Genomic DNA, 22,927 nt, shown 5'->3' with positions numbered 1-22,927 from the left:
TATCTTCCCGCATTTAGTTATCATCGTCCGGTTCCCCGTCCACGTTGCGCGCCTGCGCTTCGTAGAGGCGGTGGTAGGCGCCCTCGCGCGCCATCAGCTCGTCGTGGCTGCCCTCTTCCACCACCACGCCGCGGTCCAGCACCACCAGTCGGTCGGCCCGGTGCAGCGTGGACAGGCGGTGGGCGATGGCGATCGTGGTGCGGCCCTGCACGAGGTTGTCGAGCGCCTTCTGGATCTCTTTCTCGGTTTCCGAGTCCACCGAGGACGTCGCTTCGTCCAGGATCAGGATCGGCGGGTCGATCAGCAGCGCGCGCGCGATCGAGATGCGCTGGCGCTCGCCGCCCGACAGGCCCTGGCCGCGCTCGCCCACCATCGAGTCGTAGCCCTGCGGCAGGCGCAGGATGAACTCGTGCGCGTGGGCCGCGCGCGCCGCCGCGATGATCTCTTCGCGGGTGGCGCCCGGCTTGCCGTAGGCGATGTTCTCGGCGATCGTCCCGAAGAACAGGAAAGGCTCCTGCAGCACCAGGCCGATGTGGCGGCGGTAGTCGCTGACCGCGAAAGTGCGGATATCCTGGCCATCGAGCAGGATCGCGCCCTCGGCCACGTCGTAGAAGCGGCAGATCAGGTTGACCAGCGTGCTCTTGCCCGAGCCCGAGTGGCCGACCAGGCCGACCATCTCGCCGGCTCGGATCTTCAGCGAGATGCCGCGGTTGACCGCGCGGTTGCCGTAACGGAAACCGACTTCGCGCAGCTCGATATTGCCGGCCACCTTGTCGACCTTCACCGGGTTGACCGGGTCCGGCACGCTCGACACGTGGTCGAGGATGTCGAAGATGCGCTTGGCCGCCGAGGCCGACTTTTGCGTCACCGAGACGATGCGGCTCATGGAATCGAGCTTCACGTAGAAGCGGCCGCTGTAGGCGATGAAGGCGGTCAGGGTGCCGACCGTGATGTCGCCGCGCGAGACCTGCCAGATGCCGAAGATCCAGATCACCAGCAGCCCCATTTCGGTCAGCAGCGAGACGGTCGGCGAGAACAGCGACCAGACCTTGTTCAATTTGTCGTTGACGGCCAGGTTGTGCCTGTTCGCTTCGCGGAAGCGCGCCGCTTCGCGCTTTTCCTGGGCGAAGGCCTTCACGACCCGTATGCCCGGGATGGTATCGGCCAGCACGTTGGTCACCTCGCCCCACACGCGGTCGATCTTCTCGAAGCCGGTGCGCAGCTTGTCGCGCACCACGTGGATCATCCAGGCGATGAAGGGAAGCGGAACAAGCGTCACCAGCGCCAGCCAGGGATTCATGCTGAACAGGATCACACCCGTCATGATGATCAGGAGGACGTCCGACAGGAAGTCGAGCAGGTGCAGCGACAGGAAGACACTGATGCGGTCGGAACCGCTGCCGATGCGCGACATCAGGTCGCCGGTGCGCTTGCCGCCGAAGTATTCCAGCGACAGGCGCAGCAGGTGCTCATAGGTGGTCGAGCGCAGGTCGGCGCTGATGCGCTCGGAGGCCAGCGCCAGCACGTAGGTCTTGCCCCAGCCGAGCGCCCAGGCCAGCAGCGCCGCCCCGAACAGGCCGCCCATATATACATAGACGAGCGAGGTGTCGATGACTTGGCCGTTCTGGTACGGGATCAGGACGTTGTCCATCAGCGGCTTGGTCAGGTACGGCGGGATCATGTGCGCGCCGGTCGAGCCCACCATCAGCAGGAAGCCCAGCAGCAACTGGCCCTTGTAGGGCCGGGCAAAGCGCCACAAACGGAACAGGGTCCAGGTCGACGGCGGGGTGTGCAGCACCTTGGCGCACACCGCGCATTCGGCGTCGTCGGCCTCGAGCGGGGCCTTGCAGCTCGGGCAGGTGTGCTGTTCCGGCGGCGTCACCGGCACGCCGGTCACGACGCTTTTCAGCTGTTCGTTGAAATGGTCGACCACCCGGATCGCACCCAGGTTCTGGCCCAGCGTGAAGCGCCAGGCTCCCAGGCGGCCCTCTGGATCGACCAGTTCGAGATGGCCGACACCCGCATGGTCGTGGTGGCGCAGCTGCAGGCCGGACCGGTAAGTCCAGTCGCGCCAGGCGTCTTCGCCCGGGCTTCTCGCCAGCAAACGGCGGCTGGTGACCACTACCAGCCCCTTCCGGAAATGTAATTTCGCATCGAGGTCAACCTCGACGCTGCTTAAAACGTTTTCCCCTGGTGCAAGCTGTTTCGTAACGTCATTTTGCCAGTGTTCGGGCAAAACATTGGCGGCGACCGCCAGGGACGACGGAATAGCAGGTTGTTGAGTTGTCATGTGTTGCGCCCGAGATCAGGCATTTGGTTCTGGTGGGATACAAACAGCGGCGGGACTTGGCAAGGCACAGGATTGCCGGGATGCCCCCGTGCGTGAAGCGTTCCACAAACAGGCTTAACGTTTCTGCGTATCCTTTGGATGACAGAAGGTGGCGTTCCGGCAGAAAAGGAAGCGACCCGATAAGCTTCGGGCCGGCGAGTATACATGAAGTGCGCTGCGGGAAACCGGCTTTGGGTACCGTAGCAGCAGGCAGGTAATTTAAGGTAACGCCAAGCTTGCGCGCAACAGTCGCGACTGGCAAAGACATTTTTTCATGAACAAGAAGAACGACATCAAGTTCCTCCGCGTGACCCACCTGCGCGGCCCGAACATCTGGACCTACCGACCGGTGATCGAGGCCTGGCTCGACATTGGGGAGCTCGAAGACTTCCCCTCGAACACCCTGCCCGGCTTTACCGAGCGCCTGACCACCTGGCTGCCGGGCCTGGCCGTCCACCATTGCGGCGTCGGCTACGAAGGCGGCTTCCTGGAACGCCTGCGCGACGGCACCTGGGCCGGCCACATCCTCGAGCACATCGTGCTCGAGTTGCAGAACATGGCCGGCATGAAGACCGGCTTCGGCAAGACCCGCTCGACCGGCCAGCGCGGCGTCTACAAGATGGCGTTCCGCACCCGCGACGAGATCGTCGGCCGGGCCGCCCTCGAAGCCGGCCACCGCCTGATCATGGCGGCCATCAACGACACGCCCTTCGACATGGCCGCCACGGTGCAGGCGCTGACCGAGCTGGTCGACCGCTGGTGCCTGGGCCCGTCGACCGCCCACATCGTCGATGCCGCCACCGACCGCCGCATCCCCTCGATCCGCCTCACCGAAGGCAACCTGGTGCAGCTCGGCCACGGCGCTGCCCAGCGCCGCATCTGGACCGCCGAGACCGACCGCACCAGCGCCATTGGCGAAGGCATCGCCAGCGACAAGGACCTGACCAAGACCCTGCTCTCCTCCTGCGGCGTGCCGGTGCCGGAAGGCGCCCTGGTGCGGAGCGCCGAAGAGGCATGGGAAGAAGCCCAGGACATCGGCCTGCCGGTCGTGGTCAAGCCGGTCGACGGCAACCATGGACGCGGCGTGACGCTGAACCTGATGAGCGAAGCGGAAGTGACGGCCGCCTATGCGATCGCCGCGGAAGCCGGCGACAGCAGCGCGGTCCTGGTCGAGCGCTTCATCCCCGGCAACGAGCACCGCCTGCTGGTGGTCGGCCGCGAGGTGGTGGCCGCCGCCAGGGGTGAATCGCTGTGGGTGACGGGCGACGGCAGCTCGAGCGTGCTTCAGCTGTGCGACAGCCAGATCAACACCGATCCGCGCCGCGGCGAGAGCGAAGAACACCCGCTCGGCCGCGTCAACCCGCACGACAGCGAAATCATGCTGGACCTGAAGCGCCAGGGCCTCACGCCCGAGTCAAGGCCGCAGGCCGGCCAGAAGGTGCTGATCCAGGTGAACGGCAACGTCGCCGACGACGTCACCGACCTGGTGCACCCTTCGGTTGCCCACGCCGCCGCGCTGGCGGCGCGCATCGTCGGCCTGGACATCGCCGGCATCGACCTGGTGTGCGAGGACATCTCGCGTCCTTTGGCCGAACAGCGCGGCGCCATCATCGAAGTCAATTCGAGCCCGGGCCTGCTGGCCCATATCAAGCCGGCCAGCGGCCAGCCGCGCAACGTGGGCAAGGCCATCGTCGACCACCTGTTCGCGCAAGAGGAAACCGGACGCATCCCGGTGGTCGGCGTCACCGGCACGCTCGGCACCAGCCTGATCGCGCGCCTGGTGGGCTGCCTGGTCCACATCACCGGCAAGCACGTCGGCGTGGCCAACGGCGAAGGCCTGTACCTCGACGCGCGCCAGGTCTCAAACCGCGACTCGACCGGCTTCGAGGCCGGCCAGCGCCTCCTGATCAACCGCACCGTGCAGACCGCCGTGTTCGAATCGAACGCGCGCTCGATCCTGTCGGCGGGCCTGCCCTACGACCGCTGCCTGGTGGGCGTCGTCACCGACATGGAAGGCCTGGCGGACGTGGCCGAGTTCCACATCAATGACCAGGACGCGCTGCGCAACGTGATCCGCAGCCAGGTCGACGTGGTCCTGTCGGAAGGGACCGCGGTGCTGAACGCGGCCATTGATGCGGTTGCCGCGCTGGCGGAACTGTCGGACGGCCGCGTGATCTTCTACGCGCTCGACGAAAACAATCCGGTGGTGGCGAACCATCGCGCGCAAGGCGAACGCGTGGTGTTCGTGCGCGACAACCGCATCGTGCTGGCCGAAGGCTTCGATACGGAAGACGTGCTGCTCGACCTGGCCAGGATCCCGCCGGCGACGGTGAAGCACCCGGACAGCGTGCTGGCGGCCGTGGCGGCGGCCTGGGCGCTGGGCGTGCCCTCCGACCTGATCTGCGGCGGCCTGCGCGCCTTCGACGCCGCCCCGAAGAAGACGACCCACTCAATTTAAGACTGAAGGTTTATGGAAGTATCTCGTGTACGGGCCCTGCGCGGCCCAAATCTGTGGAGTCATCACACCTCGGTGGAGGCGATCGTCTCCTGCACGCCAGACGAAGAATCGATCCGCGGCCTGGCCGGCTTCGAGACGCGCCTGCGCGCGCGCTTTCCGCAGGTAGGCGAACTGCAGCCCTACGGCCACGACGACATCGTGCCGCTGGCCCAGGTGCTCGAACGCGTGGCCCTGGCCCTGCAGGCCGAAGCCGGCTGCCCGGTCACCTTCAGCCGCACCACCGCCACCGTCGAGCGCGGCATCTACCAGGTCGTGGTCGAGTACAGCGAGGAAGACGTCGGCCGCCTGGCCCTGGAGCTGGCGCAGGAACTAGCCGAAGCCGCCCGCAACGACGCCGCCTTCGACCTGGCGGGCGCCCTGGCGAAACTGCGCGAAGTCGACGAGGACGTGCGCCTCGGCCCGTCCACCGGCGCCATCGTGCATGCCGCCGTCGCGCGCAACATCCCCTTTCGCCGCCTGACCGAAGGCAGCCTGGTGCAGTTCGGCTGGGGCAGCCGCCAGCGCCGCATCCAGGCCGCCGAGATCGACGCCACCGGCGCGATCGCGGAGACCATCGCCCAGGACAAGGAACTGACCAAGAAGCTGCTCGATGCCGCCGGCGTGCCGGTGCCGATGGGCCGCAGCGTGAGCGACCCGGAAGACGCCTGGGCCGCCGCCCTCGAGATCGGCCTGCCGGTCGTGATCAAGCCGAAGGACGGCAACCAGGGCAAGGGCGTGACCGTCAACGTCACCACCAAGGAGCAGCTGACCGCGGGCTTCCACACCGCGTCCGAGTTTCGCGACGACATCCTGGTCGAGCGCTACCTGCCGGGCCACGACTACCGCGTGCTGGTCATCGGCGACAAGATGGTGGCTTGCGCCCGCCGCGATCCGCCGCAAGTGGTGGGCGACGGCGTGCACAGCGTGCGCCAACTGGTCGAGCAGGTCAACAAGGACCCGCGCCGCGGCGACGGCCACGCCACCTCGCTGACCAAGATCCGCTTCGACGACATCGCCCTGGCCACGCTCGCCAAGCATGGCATGCATGCCGACTCGGTGCCCGACAAGGGCCAGCGCGTGGTGCTGCGCAATAACGCCAACCTGTCCACCGGCGGCACCGCCACTGACGTGACCGACGACGTCCATCCGGAAGTCGCGGAGCGCTGCATCGCCGCCGCCCACATGGTCGGCCTGGATATCTGCGGCGTCGACCTGGTGTGCGACAGCGTCTTGAGGCCCATCGAGGAACAGCACGGCGGCATCGTCGAAGTCAACGCCGCGCCGGGACTGCGCATGCACTTGTCGCCCTCGTTCGGCAAGCCCCGTCCGATCGGCGAAGCCATCATGGATACCCTGTTCGCGCCCGGCGACGACGGCCGCATCCCGGTGGTGGCCGTGACCGGCACCAACGGCAAGACCACCACCGTACGCCTGATCGCGCACCTGCTGACGGCCTCGGGACTGCGCACCGGCATGACCAACACCGACGGCGTCTACATCGAAGGCCGCCGCATCGACAGCGGCGACTGCTCGGGTCCGCGCAGCGCCCGCAACGTGCTGCTGCACCCGGACGTCGACGCGGCCGTGTTCGAGACCGCGCGCGGCGGACTGCTGCGCGAAGGCCTGGCCTTCGACCGCTGCCAGGTGGCGGTGGTGACCAACATCGGCGCCGGCGACCACCTCGGCCTGAACTACATCACCACGCTCGAAGACCTCGCGGTGCTCAAGCGCGTGATCGTCCAGAACGTCGCGGTCGGGGGCATGGCCGTGCTGAACGCGGCCGACCCTGCGGTGGCGGCAATGGCCGAAGTGACCCGCGGCGACGTCACCTTCTTCGCGCTCGACGTCGGCCACCCGATCATGGCGATGCACCGCGCCCAGGGCCGCCGCGTCGTCTTCGTCGAAGACGGCCAGCTTGTCGCCGCCCAGGGCAATATCGAACACCGCGTGTCCCTGGCGGAGGTCCCGATCACCCGCGGCGGCAGCGTCGGCTTCCAGGTCGAGAACGTGCTGGCCTCGGTGGCCGCGGCCTGGGCCGTGGGCACCGACTGGGACAAGATCCGCCTTGGCCTGAAGACCTTTGTCGGCGAGAGCGACAACGCGCCGGGCCGCTTCAACGTGTTCGACTACCGCGGCGCCACCGTCATCGCCGACTACGGCCACAACCCGGACGCGATCGCCGCGCTGGTCAATGCGGTGGAAGGCATGCCGGGCAAGCGCCGCTCGGTGGTGATCAGCGGCGCCGGCGACCGCCGCGACCAGGACATCACCCAGCAGACCGAAATCCTCGGCAAGGCTTTTGACGAGGTGCTGCTGTACCAGGACCAGTGCCAGCGCGGCCGCGCCGACGGCGAGGTGGTCGCCTTGCTGCGCAAGGGCTTGAGCGGCGCTACCCGCACCAGCCACGTGGAAGAAATCAACGGCGAGTTCGTCGCGATCGACCGCGCGCTGTCGCGCCTCGAGAACGGTGACCTGTGCCTGATCCTGATCGACCAGGTGGACGCGGCGCTGGCGCACATCAAGCAACGCGTCGCCGAGGGGTAATGCCTGCCGCTCCTGCTACCCATGTGCCGGCGCTGCCGTCCATGGGGCCGGGCATCCTGCTGCGGGCGCTGCTCAAGCGTCCGCAACGCCCTCTCCCCGCCCTGCTGCCGGAACTCGTCACCGAGTATCGCCTCGACAGCCTCCCGCTGGGCGACATCGGGCGCTACCGCGCGGCCTTCGGTTTCGCGGGCGACCGTATTCCGCTGACCTGGTGGTACCTACCGGCCCAGCGCGCCCACCTGGCCACGATGCTCGACCCACGATTTCCCTTCCGGATCGCGGGGCTCGTCCACATGGACAACCTGCTCGAGGAGCACGGCAGGATCGCGCCCGGCCAGGCCCTGCTGCTACGCACCGTGTTGCGGATACTGCCGCCATCGGCCAGTGGCGCCCTGCGCTGCATACTGGAGACCACCGGCATGGCGGCCGGGTCGCCGGTATTCAGCTGCTCCAGTACTTACCTCATCCGGCGGGGCGAACGCGGCGCGACCAGGCCGCCCGAGGCTGGCCCCGAGCTGTCCGGCCGGGCATTGGCGCAGTGGACGCTGGACGCAGCAGCGGGCCGCCGCTACGCCCGACTTTCGGGGGACTGGAACCCGATCCACCTCACCCGCTGGAGCGCCCGCCTGATGGGCATGCGCAAGCCGATCATCCATGGCATGCACACGCTCGCATCGTGTTGCTCGGCACTGGAAAACAAGAGCGGCCGCAGCGCCGCCCGCATCGAATGCCGTTTCCGCTCACCCGTGGCCCTGGGCAGCGCCGTCATCCTGCGTGCGGCTGCCGGGACCGGCGGATTCGTGGTGGAAGCGGACGGCAAGCCGGCAGTCACGGGCCACTGCGCGCTCGCATGAGCACGGCGCTGGACCTCCTTACTGCTTGCGCGCCGGCTCGACAGCGACCTTGATCGACTTGTAGAACACGGCACTTCTTGCCTCGAAACCGGAGTCGATCCCGAAGAAGACCCAGATGTCACCGTTGGCATTGCTGGTGACCGCCAAGGGGGCCGTACTCTTGAGCACCTTGGTCTGGAAAACCTGGGGACCGCAGTCCGGCACGGCGTTGGCGACGTTGCCGAGCACCTGGGAGGCGGCGCCCGGTGTCGCCTGGTTGCCGCGGTCGAGGTCGACCCTCCACTCGCCGTTGACCTGGACGGTCTTCGGCTCCGTCGGCGCCGCCCCCGCGACCACGTAGACGCTTTCGCCCGGCGCGCCGCCGACGCCGACGCAACCGGATGACTGGTTGGTGGCGATCTCGATTTCAAAGCGCAACAGGTAGGAGGCCGACGGCGCATAACCGCTGAATTTTTTCCTGCTGTAGACAAACAGGTCGTCGCTGCGATTGGTCCCGCCCGTGTAGTAGGCCTGGCCCGACAAGGGCGCCGGCAAGGGGCGCAACTCCCACACGACCTCGGTCGGCGCTGTCGCCTCCTCATAGTCGGCGAACGCGCCCACCCAGCCATCGAGCGAGGCGGCGAAGCTGGTGCTGATCTGGGGCAGTGCGTCGTCGAGCGTGTCGCCGCCACATGCTGCGAGCAGGCAGGCAGAACCGATCATGCCCAGGGCGAGTGTTTTTTTGATGAACATCGGCATTCCTCCAGGGGTTTGGAAGTGACCGAGGATAAGCGTCTGGCATGTCTCGAACCAGACGGTTTTTTGTCCGATAATTGTAGACTTTTGACAACTTTCGATACGACTTGTACATATGCGGCAGAGCCACGCCGCAGGAGACGGCCCGCAGCATCGCGCTGCCATGATGTCCGTTTTACAGCGCCGGCTTGACCGATCGGGGGTAAAATGACGAGCCCGGGCAACACCTGCCTTGCCGTACCGAATCACGACCACATGAACGCTCCCAACGAAATCAATGCCGCCGCCCTGAAGACCGGCGCGACGGAAAAAGTCACTCCCATGATGCAGCAATACCTGCGCATCAAGGCCGATTACCCCACCATGCTGGTCTTCTACCGCATGGGCGATTTCTACGAGTTGTTCCACGACGACGCGGAAAAAGCGGCGCGCCTGCTCGGCATTACGCTGACCGCGCGCGGCACCTCGAACGGCCAGCCGATCAAGATGTGCGGCGTGCCCTTCCACTCGCTCGACGGCTACCTGGCCAAGCTGGTCAAGATCGGCGAATCCTGCGCCATCTGCGAGCAGATCGGCGACCCGGCCCTGTCCAAGGGTCCGGTCGAGCGCAAGGTGGTGCGCGTGGTCACTCCGGGCACCCTGACCGACAGCGACCTGCTGCCGGAAAAGGCCGACCGCCCGCTGCTGGCCATGTGCATGCTCCCCCAGCGCAAGAACGTCACGGTCGGCCTGGCCTGGCTGTCGCTGGCCAGCGGCGTGCTGCGCCTGATGGAATTCTCGGGCGAGGGGCGTGCGGTCGAGTCGCGCCTGGCCCATGAACTCGAGCGCATCGCGCCGGCCGAGATCCTGCGCGCCGATTGCGCCGACCTGTTTGAATCGGAGCCGGTGGCGCACACCAACCGCGTGCCGGAATGGCACTTCGACGTCCTCAAGGGCCACCAAGCGCTGCTCGACCAGCTGGGCGTGGCCACCCTCACCGGCTTCGGCGCGGACGGGCTGGGCGCCGCCTTCGGCGCGGCCGGCGCGCTGCTGCGCTATGCGCAGTCGACCCAGGGCCGCGGCCTGCAGCACGTCAAGAGCCTGGCTTGCGAGCTTGAAAATGAATACATCGGCCTGGACGCGGCGACGCGCCGCAACCTGGAGCTGACCGAGACCATCCGCGGCCAGGAATCCCCGACCCTGTTCTCGCTGCTCGACGGTTGCCGCACCGCGATGGGTTCGCGCATGCTGCGCCACTGGCTGCACCATGCGCGCCGCAACCAGCGCGTGGCGCGCTCGCGCCACGAGGCGATTGCCGCGCTGGCCCAGTTCGATGCGACCCGCGGCTTGTCCAGCACCCTGGCCAACGTGCCCGACATCGAACGCATCACCACCCGCATCGCCCTGCTGTCGGCGCGCCCGCGCGACCTGTCCTGCCTGCGCGACGGCCTGAAGCAGCTGCCGGCCTTGCGCGAACAGGTGGCGCGCTGCTTCGTCCCGGGCGACACCACGCTGCTGCGCGAGGTCCACGACCTGCTCTCCCCACCGGAAGCCTGCCTCGACCTCTTGACGCGTGCGATCATGGAAGAACCGAGCGTGATGGTGCGCGACGGCGGCGTGTTCGCGCGCGGCTTCGACGCCGAGCTCGACGAGTTGCGCGCGCTGTCCGAGAACGCCGGCCAGTTCCTGGTCGACCTCGAGGCGCGCGAGCGCGCCCGCACCGGCATCGCCAACCTGCGCGTCGAGTACAACCGGGTGCACGGCTTCTACATCGAAGTCACCAACGGCCAGGCCGACAAGGTGCCGGAAGACTACCGCCGCCGCCAGACCCTGAAGAACTGCGAGCGCTACATCACGCCGGAACTGAAAGCCTTCGAGGACAAGGCGCTGTCGGCCCAGGACCGCGCCCTCGCCCGCGAGAAGATGCTGTACGACGCCCTGCTGGGCGACCTGGCGCCTTTCATCGGCTGCCTGCAGTCGATCGCCGGCGGCCTGGCCCAGCTCGACACCCTGGTGGCCCTGACCAGCCATGCGGTGCGCAACAACTGGTGCGCGCCCCAGCTCGTGGACGAGCCCTGCCTCAGCATCGTCGAAGGCCGCCACCCGGTGGTGGAAAACCAGATCGAGCGCTTCATCGCCAACGATTGCCGCCTGGCGAACGAGCGCCGCATGCTGCTGATCACCGGTCCGAACATGGGCGGTAAATCGACCTTCATGCGCCAGGTGGCATTGATCACGCTGCTGGCCTACGTGGGCAGCTACGTGCCCGCCACTAGCGCCACCATCGGCCCGATCGACCGCATCTTCACCCGCATCGGCGCCAGCGACGACCTGGCCAACGGGCGCTCGACCTTCATGGTCGAGATGACCGAATCGGCGGCCATCCTCAACGGCGCCACCGAGCAGTCGCTGGTGCTGATGGACGAAGTGGGCCGCGGCACCTCGACCTTCGACGGCCTGGCGCTGGCCTGGGCGATCGCGCGCCACCTGATCGAGACCAGCCGCAGCTTCACGCTGTTCGCGACCCACTACTTCGAGCTCACCCAGCTGCCGGAAACCCACCCGAGCGCGGTGAACGTGCACCTGTCGGCGGTGGAGCACAAGGACAGCATCGTGTTCCTGCACGCGGTGCAGGACGGTCCCGCTTCGCAAAGCTACGGCCTGCAGGTGGCGCAGCTGGCGGGCGTGCCCCCTGGCGTGATCCGCGCCGCGCGCAAGCACCTGGCGCGCCTCGAATCGCAGGCGCTGGACACGACGCCCCAGCTCGACCTGTTCGCCGCGCCAAGCGAAGAGGTGGAAGACGTAGCGGAGAGCGCCGCCCCGCCTGCGGGCGGCGCGAACGACGAGCTGCAGCAGGCCCTCGCGGCCATCGACCCGGACGCACTGAGCCCGCGTGAAGCGCTGGAACGGCTCTACGAGCTGAAACGGCTCGTCGCCTGATGCCGGCGCGCCGTCCCTTCCTCCTGGCGAGCCTGCTCGCGGCGGCCCTGGCGGCGGCGCCTGCCTTCGCCCGCGACAAGAAAAAAGAGAAAGAGACGGATGAACATGCGCACCGCTTCGCCGTCGCGGGCCACCGCGCGGCCGAGGGTGGCGAGGAGGCGCTGAAGGAGCTGCTGCTCGACGCAAGGGACCCGGAGCTTGCCTTCCTGGTCGTCACCGGCATCAAGGGGGCCGGGGAAGCCTGCGGCGACCGCCTTTACCAGAAGCGGCGCGACCTGTTCGACAAGGCCAGGCGTCCGGTGATCCTGTCCTTGAGCGGCAACGACTGGACCGGCTGCCGCAATTCGGCGGGCCGCACCAACGCCATCGAACGCCTGAACCGGCTGCGCGAGCTGTTCTACAGCGAGCCGGAGTCGCTCGGCAAGGACAAGCTTCCCTTGACGCGCCTGTCGAGCAGTCCGCGCTTTCGCAGCTATGCCGAGAACGCCCACTGGCAGGTCGGCAAGGTGCTGTACGCCACCATCAACCTGCCTGCGGCCAACAACCACTACCTGGCGGCGGCGGGACGCAACAGCGAGTACGAGGACCGGACCGTGGCCAACCGCTTCTGGCTCAACCGCCTGTTCGCGATCGCCAAGCAGGACAAGGTCGATGCGGTGGTGCTGTTCGCCGAAGGGAATATGCAGCCCCTGCTGCAGCCGGCCAACGGACTGCGCGCCCTGCTGCAGCGTACGCCGGCGGGCCAGGACGGTTTCGCCGAGACGCGCCGCCAGCTGCAGCAGCGGGCAGCCGGGTTCAAGGGGCGGGTGCTGGTGATCGACAGTGCGGGACTGCCCAAGGACGCGCGGCCGGCGATCGCGTGGCGCGGGAACCTGGGTCACCTGTCCGTCGGGGCCCACGCGGTGGAGCTGCGGGTGACGGGCAAGGGGGAGAATGTGTTTTCGCTGGGCGAAATGCTGCGTTAGCGGCTGCGCAGGCAGACATTGGATCCCGGCCTCTGCCGGGATGACGTGCTAATGCTAACGATGGCAAACGCTAGCGTGCAATCTAACCGTTAGCCTCAAGACCGTCGTTCCCGCGCAGGCGGGAACCCAAGTTCGTCGCAGTCCCGCAGCGCATCCGAGCACCGCAGGCGCGAACCAACTGAATTACAGCGGCTTGCTGCGGAAGTGGTCTCCCTCTTCGCTGTCTTCCATCTCTTCATGATGGTGGCCGTGCGCACCGTGCACGTGGCCGTGGGCGATTTCTTCCGCCGTGGCTTCGCGCACGTCGATCACCGACAGGTCGAAGCGCAGCGCCATGCCGGCCAGCGGGTGGTTGCCGTCGAGGACCACCTTGTCGTCCGCGATGTCGGTCACGGTGAAGATGGTCGGCTCGTCGTCCACGCCTTCGGCCATGCCTTCGAACTGCATGCCGACTTCGAGCGGCTCCGGCAGGCGCTTGCGGTCTTCGACCTTGACCAGCTCCGGATCGTAGTCGCCGAAGGCGTCTTCCGGCTCGACCTGGATCGTCGACGAATAGCCGGTTTCCTTGCCGTCGAGCTCTTCTTCGATCTTCGGCAGGGTGTTCTCATAGCCCCCGTGCAGGTACACCATCGGCTGGGAACCCTCTTCGATCAGGTTGTTCTGGGCGTCCGACAGCTTGTAGTTGACCGACACGACCGTATTCTTGGCAATCTTCATCGCAGATCCTTTCGTTGTAAGCCCCGGATTATACCCTTACCGAACCATGGCACTTGCCAGTTTGGCTCATTTGGCTGGTTATAATGGCGCATGAAAAAATTACAGCTTCTCGGGAATATTACTCCCGCCCAGTTCCTGCGCGATTACTGGCACAAGAAACCGCTCCTGATCCGCCAGGCCATCCCCGGCTTCAAGCCGCTCCTGAAATTCGAGAAACTTGCCGAGCTCGCTCGCCGGAATGACGTCGAGTCGCGCCTCGTCACCCTGCGCGGCGGCCAGTGGGACATGCAGCACGGCCCGCTGGAAGAACTGCCGTCCCGCAGCGAACGCGAGTGGACCATGCTGGTCCAGGGCGTCAACCTGGTCGACGAGCGCGCCGACGAACTGCTGCGCCAGTTCCGCTTCGTGCCGGACGCCCGCCTCGACGACCTGATGGTGAGCTACGCCAGCGACGGCGGCGGCGTCGGCCCGCACTTCGACTCCTACGACGTGTTCCTGCTGCAGGCGCAGGGCAAGCGCCGCTGGCGCATCAGCGCCCAGCAGGACCTCGACCTGGTCGAAGGCCTGCCGCTCAAGATCCTCGCCAACTTCGAGGCCGAGGAAGAATTCGTCCTGGAGCCGGGCGACATGCTCTACCTGCCGCCGCACTATGCGCACGACGGCGTGGCCGAGGGCGAATGCATGACCTATTCGATCGGTTTCCGCTCGCCCTCCTTCCAGGAAATGGGCGAAGCCTTCCTGCAGTTCATGGCCGACTCGATCGACCTGCCGGGACGCTATGCCGACCCCGACCTGCAGCCGACCAGGAACCCGGCCGAGATCCCGCGCGAGATGCTCGCGACCATCGTCGAGGAACTCAACAAGGTGCGCTGGGACGAGGAAGACGTCTCGGTATTCCTGGGCGAATACCTGTCCGAGCCGAAACACAACGTGTACTTCACCGGTCCGGCCAAGCCGCTGACGGTCGGCCGCTTCATGGAAACCGCGGCGAAAAAGGGCTTGAAACTGTCGAGCAAGACCTTGATGCTGTATCGCGGCAAGAGCGTCTTCATCAATGGCGAGTCCTTCGCCGTCAGCCGCGCCGACAAGGCAGTGCTGGACGTGCTGGCCAACGAGCGCCGCATTGGCGGCGAACTGCTGGGCAGCGCCACCGACGACGTGCTCGAAGCCCTGTACACCTGGTACCAGGACGGCTGGGTGGAACTGGGCTGAACGGGAGGCGCCATGCAGGAGCCGGTAAGGGAAGCAGTGGTTCGTTTCGACACCCGGGCGGAATTCGAGAGCCAGTTCCGCGCCTGCCTGGCTGCCGCGCGCACCCGCCTCGACCTGTTCGACCCCGACTTCGCCGTATTCCCGCTGGGAAGCAGCGAAGTCGATGCAAGCTTGCGGGAATTTTTCAGACGCGGCGGCGTGCTGCGCCTGGCGATGCACTCGCCGGCCCACATCGAAGGCCATTACCCGCGTTTCCTGCGCCTGCTGCGCGACTACGGCCACCTGCTCGGTTGCCGCAGCACGCCGAAAGGCCTGCGCAATCTTACCGATTCCTTCTGCATCGCCGACGACCTGCACCTGGTGCGCCGCTTCCACAGTGCGCACATGCGGGGCGAAGCCAGCTTCGCGCTCGCGCAAGCGGTGGAGCTGCCGCGGCATCGCTTCGACGCAATCTGGACGGAATCTTTTTCTGTCCTTCAGTCAACCACAACCGGCTTATGAACGTTATAAGCCTGTTGCTACCAGCTGGCGGCCTGGCCGTTTCATCTTGTAACAATATGAAGCTTGTTAAACCGCAAAATACTTTCGCCAAGGAATGAGTTCGCTATTGCGATTCAGTAAATTTGGCTATAATATCAGGTCAGGAAGGTTCCGTTGCCTATCTGGCAGTATTGCTTTTAACGAAAGCACGAAAATTCCTCTGAGCAATAATTACCGGTAATTATTATTCAAACAAGCAGTACTTACTTTTGAAATATTAAGGAAAATCATGAAAAAATCCCTGCTGATCGTTTCCCTGATGGCTGTTGCTCTGGCTGCTTGCAGCAAGAAAGAAGAAGCTGCTCCGGTCGCTCCGGCTGCTGTTGAAGCACCTGCTGCTACCACCGACGCTGCTGCTACCCCGGCCGCTACCGACGCAACCACCGCTGCTCCGGCTGCTGACGCTGCTGCTGCCGCTTCGGCTGCTGCTTCGACCGCTGCTGACGCTGCTGCTGCTGCTTCGACCGCTGCTTCGCAAGCTGCTGACGCTGCTGCAACCAAGTAATCAGCGCGATCTGATTCAAGACCGGCCTGCGGGCCGGTTTTTTTTCGTCCCTACTGTTTGCGTGCAAACCACCCGCGCATAAAAAAACCGGCCGCTCGGGCCGGTTTCGACGACATCGTCAAGTTTCCGATTATTTCAGCTCATCCGCCAGCAGCTTCAGGATCTTGGCGCCGGTTTCGCCGGTTTCAAGCTTGCCGTCATTGGTCTGCACGCTGACCTGGCTGGTCGAGGCGCCCTGCTCCGTCTTGACGATCACGCGGTAACGCTGGGCTTCCTTGGCCTTGTCGTCCGCGCCAAAGGTGAACAGCTTCTTGAAGAAGCCATCCTTGTTGGCCGCATCCGGATCGACGTAGCGCACGAAGTACACGCCCTGCACGCGGTCGCGGTCTTCCACGGTGAAGCCGACGCGATCCAGCGCCAGGCCGACGCGGCGCCATGCGCGGTCGAAGCCTTCGTTCAGTTCCACGGCATTGCCGACCAGCGTGGCCTGCTGCGGCGCCACCGGCGCGTTCGCGACCATGGTCTCGGCCGGTTTGGTTTCCTTGACGCCGGTCAGCTGGGCCACCAGGCGACCCAGGAACTGCGCTTCCAGGCCCGGATCGTTCGGACGCACGGTCCAGATCGTGGTTTCCTTCTGGGCGCCCTGCAGCACTTCCTCGGCGCCGCGGTGGCTGATCCAGATCTCGGTCGAGCCGTCCGGCAGGCGCTCCAGGCGGGTACGGAACTTGTCACGCTCGCCGGTCGAGTAGGCGCTGTCGAACACCTTGCCGATCGAGCGGCGGATGAAGTCCTGCGGGATCTTCGAACGGTTCTCGACCCAGTTGGTTTCCATGGTGCCGGTCGTGGCCGATTCGGTCTCGATGGCGAAGCCCTGGTTTTCCCAGAACTGGCGCAGCTGCGGCCACAGTTGTTCCGGGGTCTGCTTGACCACCAGCCAGCGCTGGTCGCCATTGCGCTGCACGCTCACGGCGTCGGTCGAGACCGGGCCGATCGGCTGCAGCGAACCGGCCACCGGCGCCATCGCACCCTGCGCGCCCATCTGCTGCTGGAAACCGGATGCCGTCGCCACGCCCTTGCCGTCCGGGACGGCATAGCGGTTGTCGCGCTGCAGCGCGGTCAGGTCCGGCGGAACTTCCAGGTTGGCGGCCTTCTTGGCGCCACGGTAGTCGACCTTGTCCGATTCGAAGATGGTGGTGCAGCCGGCGAGGCTCAGCGCGATCGCGGTCAGCGTCAGCACGCGCGCGGCGCCAGGAGTCGCGAGGGTCTTATTAGTGCGATTTGTCATGTCGTTCGATATCAGTTACCAGGAACCGGAACCCTTACGGGTTCAGGCAGAGAGAAGGCCCGCCTGGGCCAGTGCGCCACGCACGGTATCGTGGAAGGACGAGCCCAGCGGCGCCAGCGGCAGGCGCAGGCCGGTCGGGATCCGGCCCATTTCGGCCAGGGCCCACTTGACCGGCACCGGGTTCGGTTCGACGAACAGCTTGGCATGCAGGTCGAGCACGCGGTTGTTGATCTCGACCGCGCGCGCCACGTCGCCGGCCATGGCGGCGGCGCACAGCTCGTGCATCGCGCGCGGGGCCACGTTGGCGGTCACCGAGATGTTGCCGACGGCGCCGCAGAACATCAGGGCCATCGCGGTCGGGTCGTCGCCCGAGTACACACCGAAGGACTTGTCGACCATGCGCAGCAGCTCGATGCCGCGGCCGATGTTGCCGGTGGCGTCCTTGATGCCGACGATGTTGTCGATCGGCGCCAGGCGCGCGACGGTCTCGTTGCTCATGTCGGCAACGGTGCGGCCCGGGACGTTGTACAGGATGACCGGCAGGTCGACCGCTTCGGCGATGGCCTTGAAGTGGCGGTACATGCCTTCCTGGGTCGGACGGTTGTAATACGGGACCACCTGCAGCGAAGCGTCGGCGCCGACGTCCTTCGCGTGCTGGGTCAGTGCGATGGCTTCCACGGTGGAGTTGCCGCCCGCGCCGGCGATCACCGGGATGCGGCCGGCGGTATGATCCACCGCGATCTTGATCAGTTCGGCGTGCTCCTCGGGGGAGACGGTGGCCGATTCGCCCGTGGTGCCGACGATGACGATGCCGTCGGTGCCTTCCGCGATGTGCCAGTCGATCAGCTTGCGCAGAGAGTCGCGGTCAAGACTGCCGTCCTCGAACATCGGGGTGACGATTGCTACGATGCTGCCCTTAATCATATGCGTTGGCCGTGCCGGAAAGTAAATAAAAGTCTGATTGTAGCGGATCGCCCGCCTCTATGGTTCATTCGTACCCACATTATGGTCGAGCTTTGCCTCGGTTTTGGCAAAGCCGGGACCGGCCGCGCACAGGCGCTGCACCTGTGCCGGGTGGGGGCGGTCGACGTGGCCATCCTCGTAGGCCAGCACCTGCAAGCCGCCCCCGTGCGCCAGGCCCAGCAGTTCTTCCGGGGCCAGCAGGAAATCCGGGTTCGAGGGCTTGCCGTAGACCTGATTGCCCTGGGCGAAGGTCTCATAAATGAGGATGCCGTCCGGAAGCAGGCTGGCCGCCAGCTGCGGGAACAATGGGCGGTACAGGTAATTGGTGACGACGATCAGCGCGAAGCGCCCCGGCTCGAAGGGCCAGACGGCGCCCTCGGCCTCGAGGTCGTGCTGCAGCGTCGTCACGTTCGGGCCGGCGAGCGCAGCCAGGAGCTCGGCGTTGCGGTCCAGGGCCAGCACCTGCATGCCGCGCGCCGCCAGCAGGCGCGTGTGGCGGCCGCTGCCGCAGGCCAGGTCGAGCGCTTCGCCGGCCTTTGCCAGCGGCGCGAAGCGTGCGACCCAGGGCGAGACCGGCAGGCTCATCATGTTCATATCAGCAGCAGCCTGATCGGCGAAGCGATCAGCTCCACCAGCATGTGGCCGAGGTTCATCACCGGCCACACCCAGAAGGCCAGCAGGTTGAAGAAGATCAGCCCCAATACGATAAAGAATCCATACGGCTCGATACGTGCGAACTTGTAGGCCAGGGTGTTCGGCAGCATGCTGGTGAGCACGCGGCCACCGTCCAGCGGCGGGATCGGCAGCAGGTTGAAGGCGAACATCAGGAGGTTGGCGAACACGCCGGCCTGCGCCACCTTGTGCGGGAATTCCTCGCCCACGCCGAAGGCCACCAGCAGCAAGGCCAGGATCAGCCACATCAGCGCCATGATGAAATTGGCGCCGGGACCGGCGAGGGCCACCCAGGCCATGTCGCGCTTCGGGTTGCGCAGGCGGTTGAAGTCGACCGGCACCGGCTTGGCATAGCCGAACACGAATCCGGTGGTGAGGTACAGCGCGATCGGGATGACGATGGTGCCGAAGATGTCGACGTGCACCAGCGGGTTGAGCGTCATGCGCCCGGCGGCATAGGCGGTGTTGTCGCCGAAATAGCGAGCGACGTAGGCGTGGGCGGCTTCGTGCAGGGTAATCGCAAAGAGGACGGGCAGCGCGTAGACGGCAATGTTGCGTATCAGTTCAGGATCCATGTGCGCGATTCTAACAGGTCCGCAGGACCCGGCTGTTAGGAGAAACTGAAGCCCTACAGCCCGAACGCGGCCGGATCGCCCCTGCCCTCGCGCACCAGTTCCGGCGCCGGCCCGGTCAGGTCGATGACCGTGGTCGCCTCGAGCGTGCCGGCCCCGCCGTCGATCACCAACTCGATCTGCTTGCCGAGCCGCTCCAGCACTTCGTCGGGATCGGACAGCATGTGGTCGTCGCCCGGCAGCTGCAGCGTGGTGCCGATCAGGGGCTCGCCCAGTTCCTCGATGAGCGCCAGCATGATCTGGTTTTCCGGGACCCGCACGCCGATGGTCTTGCGCGACGGGTGCGACAGGCGGCGCGGCACTTCGCGCGTGGCCTCCAGGATCACGGTGTAGGGGCCCGGCATGGTCGCCTTGAGCAGGCGGTACTGGGTGTTGTCGACGCGCGCGAAGTGCGCGATCGCGGACAGGTCGCGCACCAGGAGCGTCAGGTGGTGCTTGTCGTCGACGCCGCGGATGCGGCGCAGCTTCTCGACCGCGGCCTTGTCGTCGAGGCGGCACACCAGCGCATAGGCCGAGTCGGTCGGCGCGGCGACGATGCCGCCCGAACTGATGATCTGGGCCGCCTGCTTGACCAGGCGCGGCTGCGGGTTCTCGTGGTGGATCTGGAAGTATTGGGCCATCTGGATGCTGCCTTTCTTTTTATCTGATTGCCTGCAGCGCCGCGATACGCTGCTCCATCGGCGGGTGGGTCGAGAACAACGCGCCCCAGCCGCCACCGCTGCCCGAGATGCCGGAGGCGGCCATCGACGAGGGCAGCGCACCCGGCGCCAGGCCGCCGAGGCGGGCCAGCGCATGCTGCATCGGCACCGGGCTGCCCAGCAGCTTTGCCGAACCGGCGTCGGCGCGGAACTCGCGCTTGCGCGAGAACCAGGCGACGATGATCGAGGCCAGGATGCCGAATGCGATCTCGCACACGAATACGGTGATCATGTAGCCGATCCCGGGGCCACGGTCCTCGCTGCGAAACAGCACCTTGTCGACGAAATAGCCGACCACGCGCGCCAGGAACACGACGAAGGTGTTGACCACGCCCTGGATCAGGGTGAGCGTGACCATGTCGCCATTGGCGATGTGGGCCACCTCGTGGCCGAGCACGGCCTCGACCTCGTCCTGGTTCATGCTGGCCAGCAGCCCGGTGGACACCGCGACCAGCGCGGAATTCTTGAAGGCGCCGGTGGCGAAGGCGTTCGGTTCGCCTTCGTAGACGGCGACTTCCGGCATGCCGATGCCGGCGCGCTCGGACAGCCTGCGCACGGTGTCGACCAGCCAGCGCTCGGTGCCGTTGGCGGGGGTCTCGATGACGCGCGCCCCGGTGGACCACTTGGCCATCGGTTTGCTCATCAGGAGCGAGATGAAGGAACCGGTGAAGCCGACCACCAGCGAGAACACGGCCAGGCTGCCGATATCGATCCCCTGCCCCGTGACGGCGCGTCCCACCCCGAGCAGGTTGAGCACGAGCGACACCACCAGCACCACGGCGAGGTTGGTGGCAAGGAACAACACGATGCGTTTCATGGACAGCCCTCCTGGCAACAAGATGATGTCAGGCTGCAAAGATTGGGCTGACGAGCGAAAATTTCAAGCCAAAGAAAAAGCCCGCATGAGCGGGCTTGGCATGTTCCGAGAGGCGGGTTTCCGCCCCGACGGCTTAGATGGCGCGGATCTCGCTCGCCTTGTCGCCCTTCGGACTGCTGGCGCGCATGAAGGAGACGCGCTGGTTTTCCGCGAGGCTCTTGAAGCCGTCCGACTGGATATCCTTGAAGTGCGCGAACAGGTCGCCGCCGCCTGCGTCAGGAGTAATGAAGCCGAAGCCCTTGGAGTCGTTGAACCATTTGACGGTGCCGGTTTGAGTAGTCATGTGTAACCTTGAATGTGATGAGGCAAAAATGCCGGAACGCACAGGCAAGCAAGAAGAATGCAGCAGGAGGGAATCAAACAGGAATGCCGGATGGCGAGACGGGAAAGAGACCAACTAGAACGACGACTTGATGTTGTGCCCGATTGAAGATACAGGACTTCTCCCGTTCCACCTAATGATTTCGGGTTTATTTACCTGTCGCGTGCAGAACTTGCCAGCCTGCACATGTCTCAGAACCAGTCGTGCCAGACCGGTGTGAGCCCGGCCGGCAGCGGCGGCAGTTCGGCAAACTCGACGCGCGCTTCTCCCGGCGCATGGAAATCCGTCCCGCGCGAGGCCAGGAAGCCGTAGCGCCGCGCAAGCTCGGCATAGGTCTGGTACTGGTCCGGCGTATGGCTGCCGGTGACCACTTCGATGGCATTGCCGCCCAGCTGGCGGAATTCGTCGAACAGCGCCCCTTCGGCCGTGTCGCTGAACGGGTAGCGGCCCGGATGCGCGATCACCGGGATGCCGCCGGCGCCGCGGATCCAGCCGACCGCGTCCGCAAGCGTGGCCCAGCGGTGCGGCACGTAGCCCGGCTTGCCCTCGGTGAGGAACTTGCGGAACACTTCGGAGGTCGAGCCGCAGGCGCCGATCTCGACGAGGAAGCGGGCGAAGTGGGTGCGCGAGATCAGGTCCGGGTTGCCGACGTAGCGCAGTGCGCCCTCATAGGCGCCGGGAATGCCGGCAGTGTCCAGCTGGGCCGCGATCTCCCTGGCGCGCGCCTGGCGGCCGTTGCGGGTGGCGGCCAGGCCGTCGATGAGGGCCCGGTTGTCCTCGTCGACCTGCAGGCCGACGATGTGGACGGTCTCGTTCGCCCAGGTCACCGAGATCTCGACGCCGGCCACGAAGCGCATGCCGAGCTCGCCGGCCGCCTGGCGCGCGGCCTTGATCCCGCCGATTTCGTCGTGGTCGGTCAGCGCCCAGACGTCGACGCCGCCCTTGCGCGCATAGGCGGCGACGGCGGCGGGTGCGAGCACGCCGTCGGAGACGTTGGAATGGCAGTGGAGATCGGCTTTCATGGCACGGCGCGTAGTGGCGATTGATTGGCGATGGAGCGAAACATTGTACGCGCCAATGGGCCTGCCGTGCTGCTACGAGAACAGATCAGTTGGATTGAAGCATGGAACGCACCGTGCCCTCTTTCGCCAGCACGTAATCATGGCCGGCCAGCACCAGGTTGGTGCTCGGCTGGATCACCTTGACGTTGATGAAGACGGCGTCGCGGGTCTCGGCATACGAACCCACCACCACCGCCTGGGCGTTGTGGGCGCTGGCCACCTCGCCGATCTCGCGGGTGAGCATCAGCTCGCCCTGCCCGCGCTTGAGGTAAACGCTGTTACGCAGCTTCATCTCCAGCATCTTCATGCCGCCCTGCGCGAGGCGGGTCGAGAGCTGTTCCGACACCAGGCGGCCCAGCATCGAGGTCTGCTCGAGCGCGTCGATATTGACGATGGTGGCCATGATCAGGGGCTTCTCGTCGCCCAGCTTGCCGCGCAGCTGCAGCGCCAGCGCGTCGGCGGCGCGGTAGTTGGCGGCAACGAAGGCATTCGCCGAGACCGAGGTGTAGTTGGTGTCTTCCTTGGTCGTCGAGCAGGCGCCCAGCAGCAGGGGCAGCGCGAGGAGCGCAGCGCGGAGGGTCAGGGTTCGCTTCATGGCCT

The 22,927-nt window shown here is 66.0% G+C and carries 20 protein-coding genes; 8 read left to right on the top strand and 12 right to left on the bottom strand.

Annotated elements, in window-relative coordinates:
• Positions 1 to 13: 13 nt before the first annotated feature.
• Positions 14 to 2,290: an ABC transporter ATP-binding protein gene (locus FG94_RS17590; RefSeq protein WP_081926055.1), complete on the bottom strand. Its 2,277-nt coding sequence runs from the start codon at positions 2,288 to 2,290 to the stop codon at positions 14 to 16.
• A 313-nt stretch (positions 2,291 to 2,603) separates the two neighbouring features.
• On the opposite strand from FG94_RS17590, the gene cphA (FG94_RS17585) reads away from it, so the two are divergent.
• The 3 genes from cphA (FG94_RS17585) to FG94_RS17575 are packed head-to-tail and all read left to right on the top strand — an operon-like array spanning position 2,604 to position 8,224.
• The gene (gene cphA / locus FG94_RS17585) at positions 2,604 to 4,787 is read left to right on the top strand and encodes a cyanophycin synthetase (protein ID WP_036214279.1); all 2,184 of its coding nucleotides are present in this window, start codon (positions 2,604 to 2,606) and stop codon (positions 4,785 to 4,787) included.
• 12 nt (positions 4,788 to 4,799) lie between these two features.
• Positions 4,800 to 7,370, top strand: a complete 2,571-nt coding sequence (gene cphA, locus FG94_RS17580) for a cyanophycin synthetase (RefSeq protein ID WP_036214278.1) — start codon at positions 4,800 to 4,802, stop codon at positions 7,368 to 7,370.
• A complete protein-coding gene (locus FG94_RS17575) occupies positions 7,370 to 8,224 on the top strand; it encodes a MaoC/PaaZ C-terminal domain-containing protein (protein ID WP_152571022.1) in 855 nt (284 codons plus the stop codon). The genes cphA (FG94_RS17580) and FG94_RS17575 overlap by 1 nt, the downstream gene beginning before the upstream one ends.
• A gap of 18 nt (positions 8,225 to 8,242) precedes the next feature.
• On the opposite strand, the gene FG94_RS17570 is transcribed toward FG94_RS17575, so the two are convergent.
• Positions 8,243 to 8,956 carry a hypothetical protein gene (locus FG94_RS17570; RefSeq protein ID WP_051996886.1) on the bottom strand — a complete coding sequence of 238 codons (714 nt, stop codon included), beginning with the start codon at positions 8,954 to 8,956 and terminating at the stop codon, positions 8,243 to 8,245.
• 258 nt (positions 8,957 to 9,214) lie between these two features.
• On the opposite strand from FG94_RS17570, the gene mutS reads away from it, so the two are divergent.
• Complete coding sequence (gene mutS, locus FG94_RS17565; protein WP_036214368.1) at positions 9,215 to 11,878, top strand: DNA mismatch repair protein MutS; 2,664 nt, start codon at positions 9,215 to 9,217, stop codon at positions 11,876 to 11,878.
• The gene (locus tag FG94_RS17560) at positions 11,878 to 12,843 is read left to right on the top strand and encodes a hypothetical protein (protein ID WP_036214276.1); all 966 of its coding nucleotides are present in this window, start codon (positions 11,878 to 11,880) and stop codon (positions 12,841 to 12,843) included. Before mutS ends, FG94_RS17560 begins: the two co-directional genes overlap by 1 nt.
• A 183-nt stretch (positions 12,844 to 13,026) precedes the next feature.
• Here the strand turns inward: FG94_RS17560 and FG94_RS17555 are convergent, their stop codons facing one another.
• Positions 13,027 to 13,560 (bottom strand): peptidylprolyl isomerase, encoded by a 534-nt coding sequence (locus tag FG94_RS17555; RefSeq protein WP_036214275.1) that lies wholly within the window; start codon positions 13,558 to 13,560, stop codon positions 13,027 to 13,029.
• Positions 13,561 to 13,650: 90 nt separating this feature from the next.
• Here FG94_RS17555 and FG94_RS17550 point away from each other — a divergent pair, with 90 nt between their 5' ends.
• From FG94_RS17550 to FG94_RS26730, 3 genes are all read left to right on the top strand, one after another.
• Entirely contained in the window at positions 13,651 to 14,772 is a 1,122-nt protein-coding gene (locus tag FG94_RS17550) for a cupin domain-containing protein (RefSeq protein ID WP_036214274.1), read from the top strand.
• A 12-nt stretch (positions 14,773 to 14,784) separates the two neighbouring features.
• Positions 14,785 to 15,273: a hypothetical protein gene (locus FG94_RS17545; RefSeq protein WP_036214273.1), complete on the top strand. Its 489-nt coding sequence runs from the start codon at positions 14,785 to 14,787 to the stop codon at positions 15,271 to 15,273.
• 268 nt (positions 15,274 to 15,541) lie between these two features.
• Entirely contained in the window at positions 15,542 to 15,817 is a 276-nt protein-coding gene (locus FG94_RS26730) for a hypothetical protein (RefSeq protein ID WP_036214272.1), read from the top strand.
• A 130-nt stretch (positions 15,818 to 15,947) separates the two neighbouring features.
• Here FG94_RS26730 and bamC read toward each other — a convergent pair whose 3' ends face one another.
• The 9 genes from bamC to FG94_RS17495 form a co-directional block, all read right to left on the bottom strand.
• On the bottom strand, positions 15,948 to 17,102 hold the full coding sequence (bamC, locus tag FG94_RS17535) for an outer membrane protein assembly factor BamC (protein WP_036214270.1): 1,155 nt from the start codon (positions 17,100 to 17,102) through the stop codon (positions 15,948 to 15,950).
• 42 nt (positions 17,103 to 17,144) lie between these two features.
• On the bottom strand, positions 17,145 to 18,026 hold the full coding sequence (dapA, locus tag FG94_RS17530; protein ID WP_036214268.1) for a 4-hydroxy-tetrahydrodipicolinate synthase: 882 nt from the start codon (positions 18,024 to 18,026) through the stop codon (positions 17,145 to 17,147).
• A gap of 57 nt (positions 18,027 to 18,083) precedes the next feature.
• On the bottom strand, positions 18,084 to 18,659 hold the full coding sequence (locus FG94_RS17525) for a class I SAM-dependent methyltransferase (protein ID WP_373965304.1): 576 nt from the start codon (positions 18,657 to 18,659) through the stop codon (positions 18,084 to 18,086).
• Positions 18,656 to 19,312 (bottom strand): site-2 protease family protein, encoded by a 657-nt coding sequence (locus tag FG94_RS17520; protein WP_036214266.1) that lies wholly within the window; start codon positions 19,310 to 19,312, stop codon positions 18,656 to 18,658. The genes FG94_RS17525 and FG94_RS17520 overlap by 4 nt, the downstream gene beginning before the upstream one ends.
• Before the next feature lie 53 nt (positions 19,313 to 19,365).
• Positions 19,366 to 19,989, bottom strand: coding sequence for an L-threonylcarbamoyladenylate synthase (locus FG94_RS17515; protein WP_036214264.1), 624 nt, complete (start codon positions 19,987 to 19,989; stop codon positions 19,366 to 19,368).
• Between the two features lie 19 nt (positions 19,990 to 20,008).
• The gene (gene htpX, locus FG94_RS17510) at positions 20,009 to 20,884 is read right to left on the bottom strand and encodes a protease HtpX (protein ID WP_036214262.1); all 876 of its coding nucleotides are present in this window, start codon (positions 20,882 to 20,884) and stop codon (positions 20,009 to 20,011) included.
• A 133-nt stretch (positions 20,885 to 21,017) separates the two neighbouring features.
• A complete protein-coding gene (locus FG94_RS17505) occupies positions 21,018 to 21,227 on the bottom strand; it encodes a cold-shock protein (protein WP_036214260.1) in 210 nt (69 codons plus the stop codon).
• 230 nt (positions 21,228 to 21,457) lie between these two features.
• Positions 21,458 to 22,288: a 3',5'-nucleoside bisphosphate phosphatase gene (locus FG94_RS17500; RefSeq protein ID WP_036214258.1), complete on the bottom strand. Its 831-nt coding sequence runs from the start codon at positions 22,286 to 22,288 to the stop codon at positions 21,458 to 21,460.
• A gap of 85 nt (positions 22,289 to 22,373) precedes the next feature.
• Complete coding sequence (locus FG94_RS17495) at positions 22,374 to 22,922, bottom strand: FlgO family outer membrane protein (RefSeq protein WP_036214256.1); 549 nt, start codon at positions 22,920 to 22,922, stop codon at positions 22,374 to 22,376.
• Positions 22,923 to 22,927: the final 5 nt, after the last annotated feature.

The sequence above is a fragment of the Massilia sp. LC238 genome (assembly GCF_000735635.1).
In the GTDB taxonomy this organism is placed as follows: Bacteria; Pseudomonadota; Gammaproteobacteria; order Burkholderiales; family Burkholderiaceae_D; genus Telluria; species Telluria varians.
Note: the sequence above shows the minus strand (reverse complement) of the source record. Positions and strands in the feature narration are given on the sequence as shown.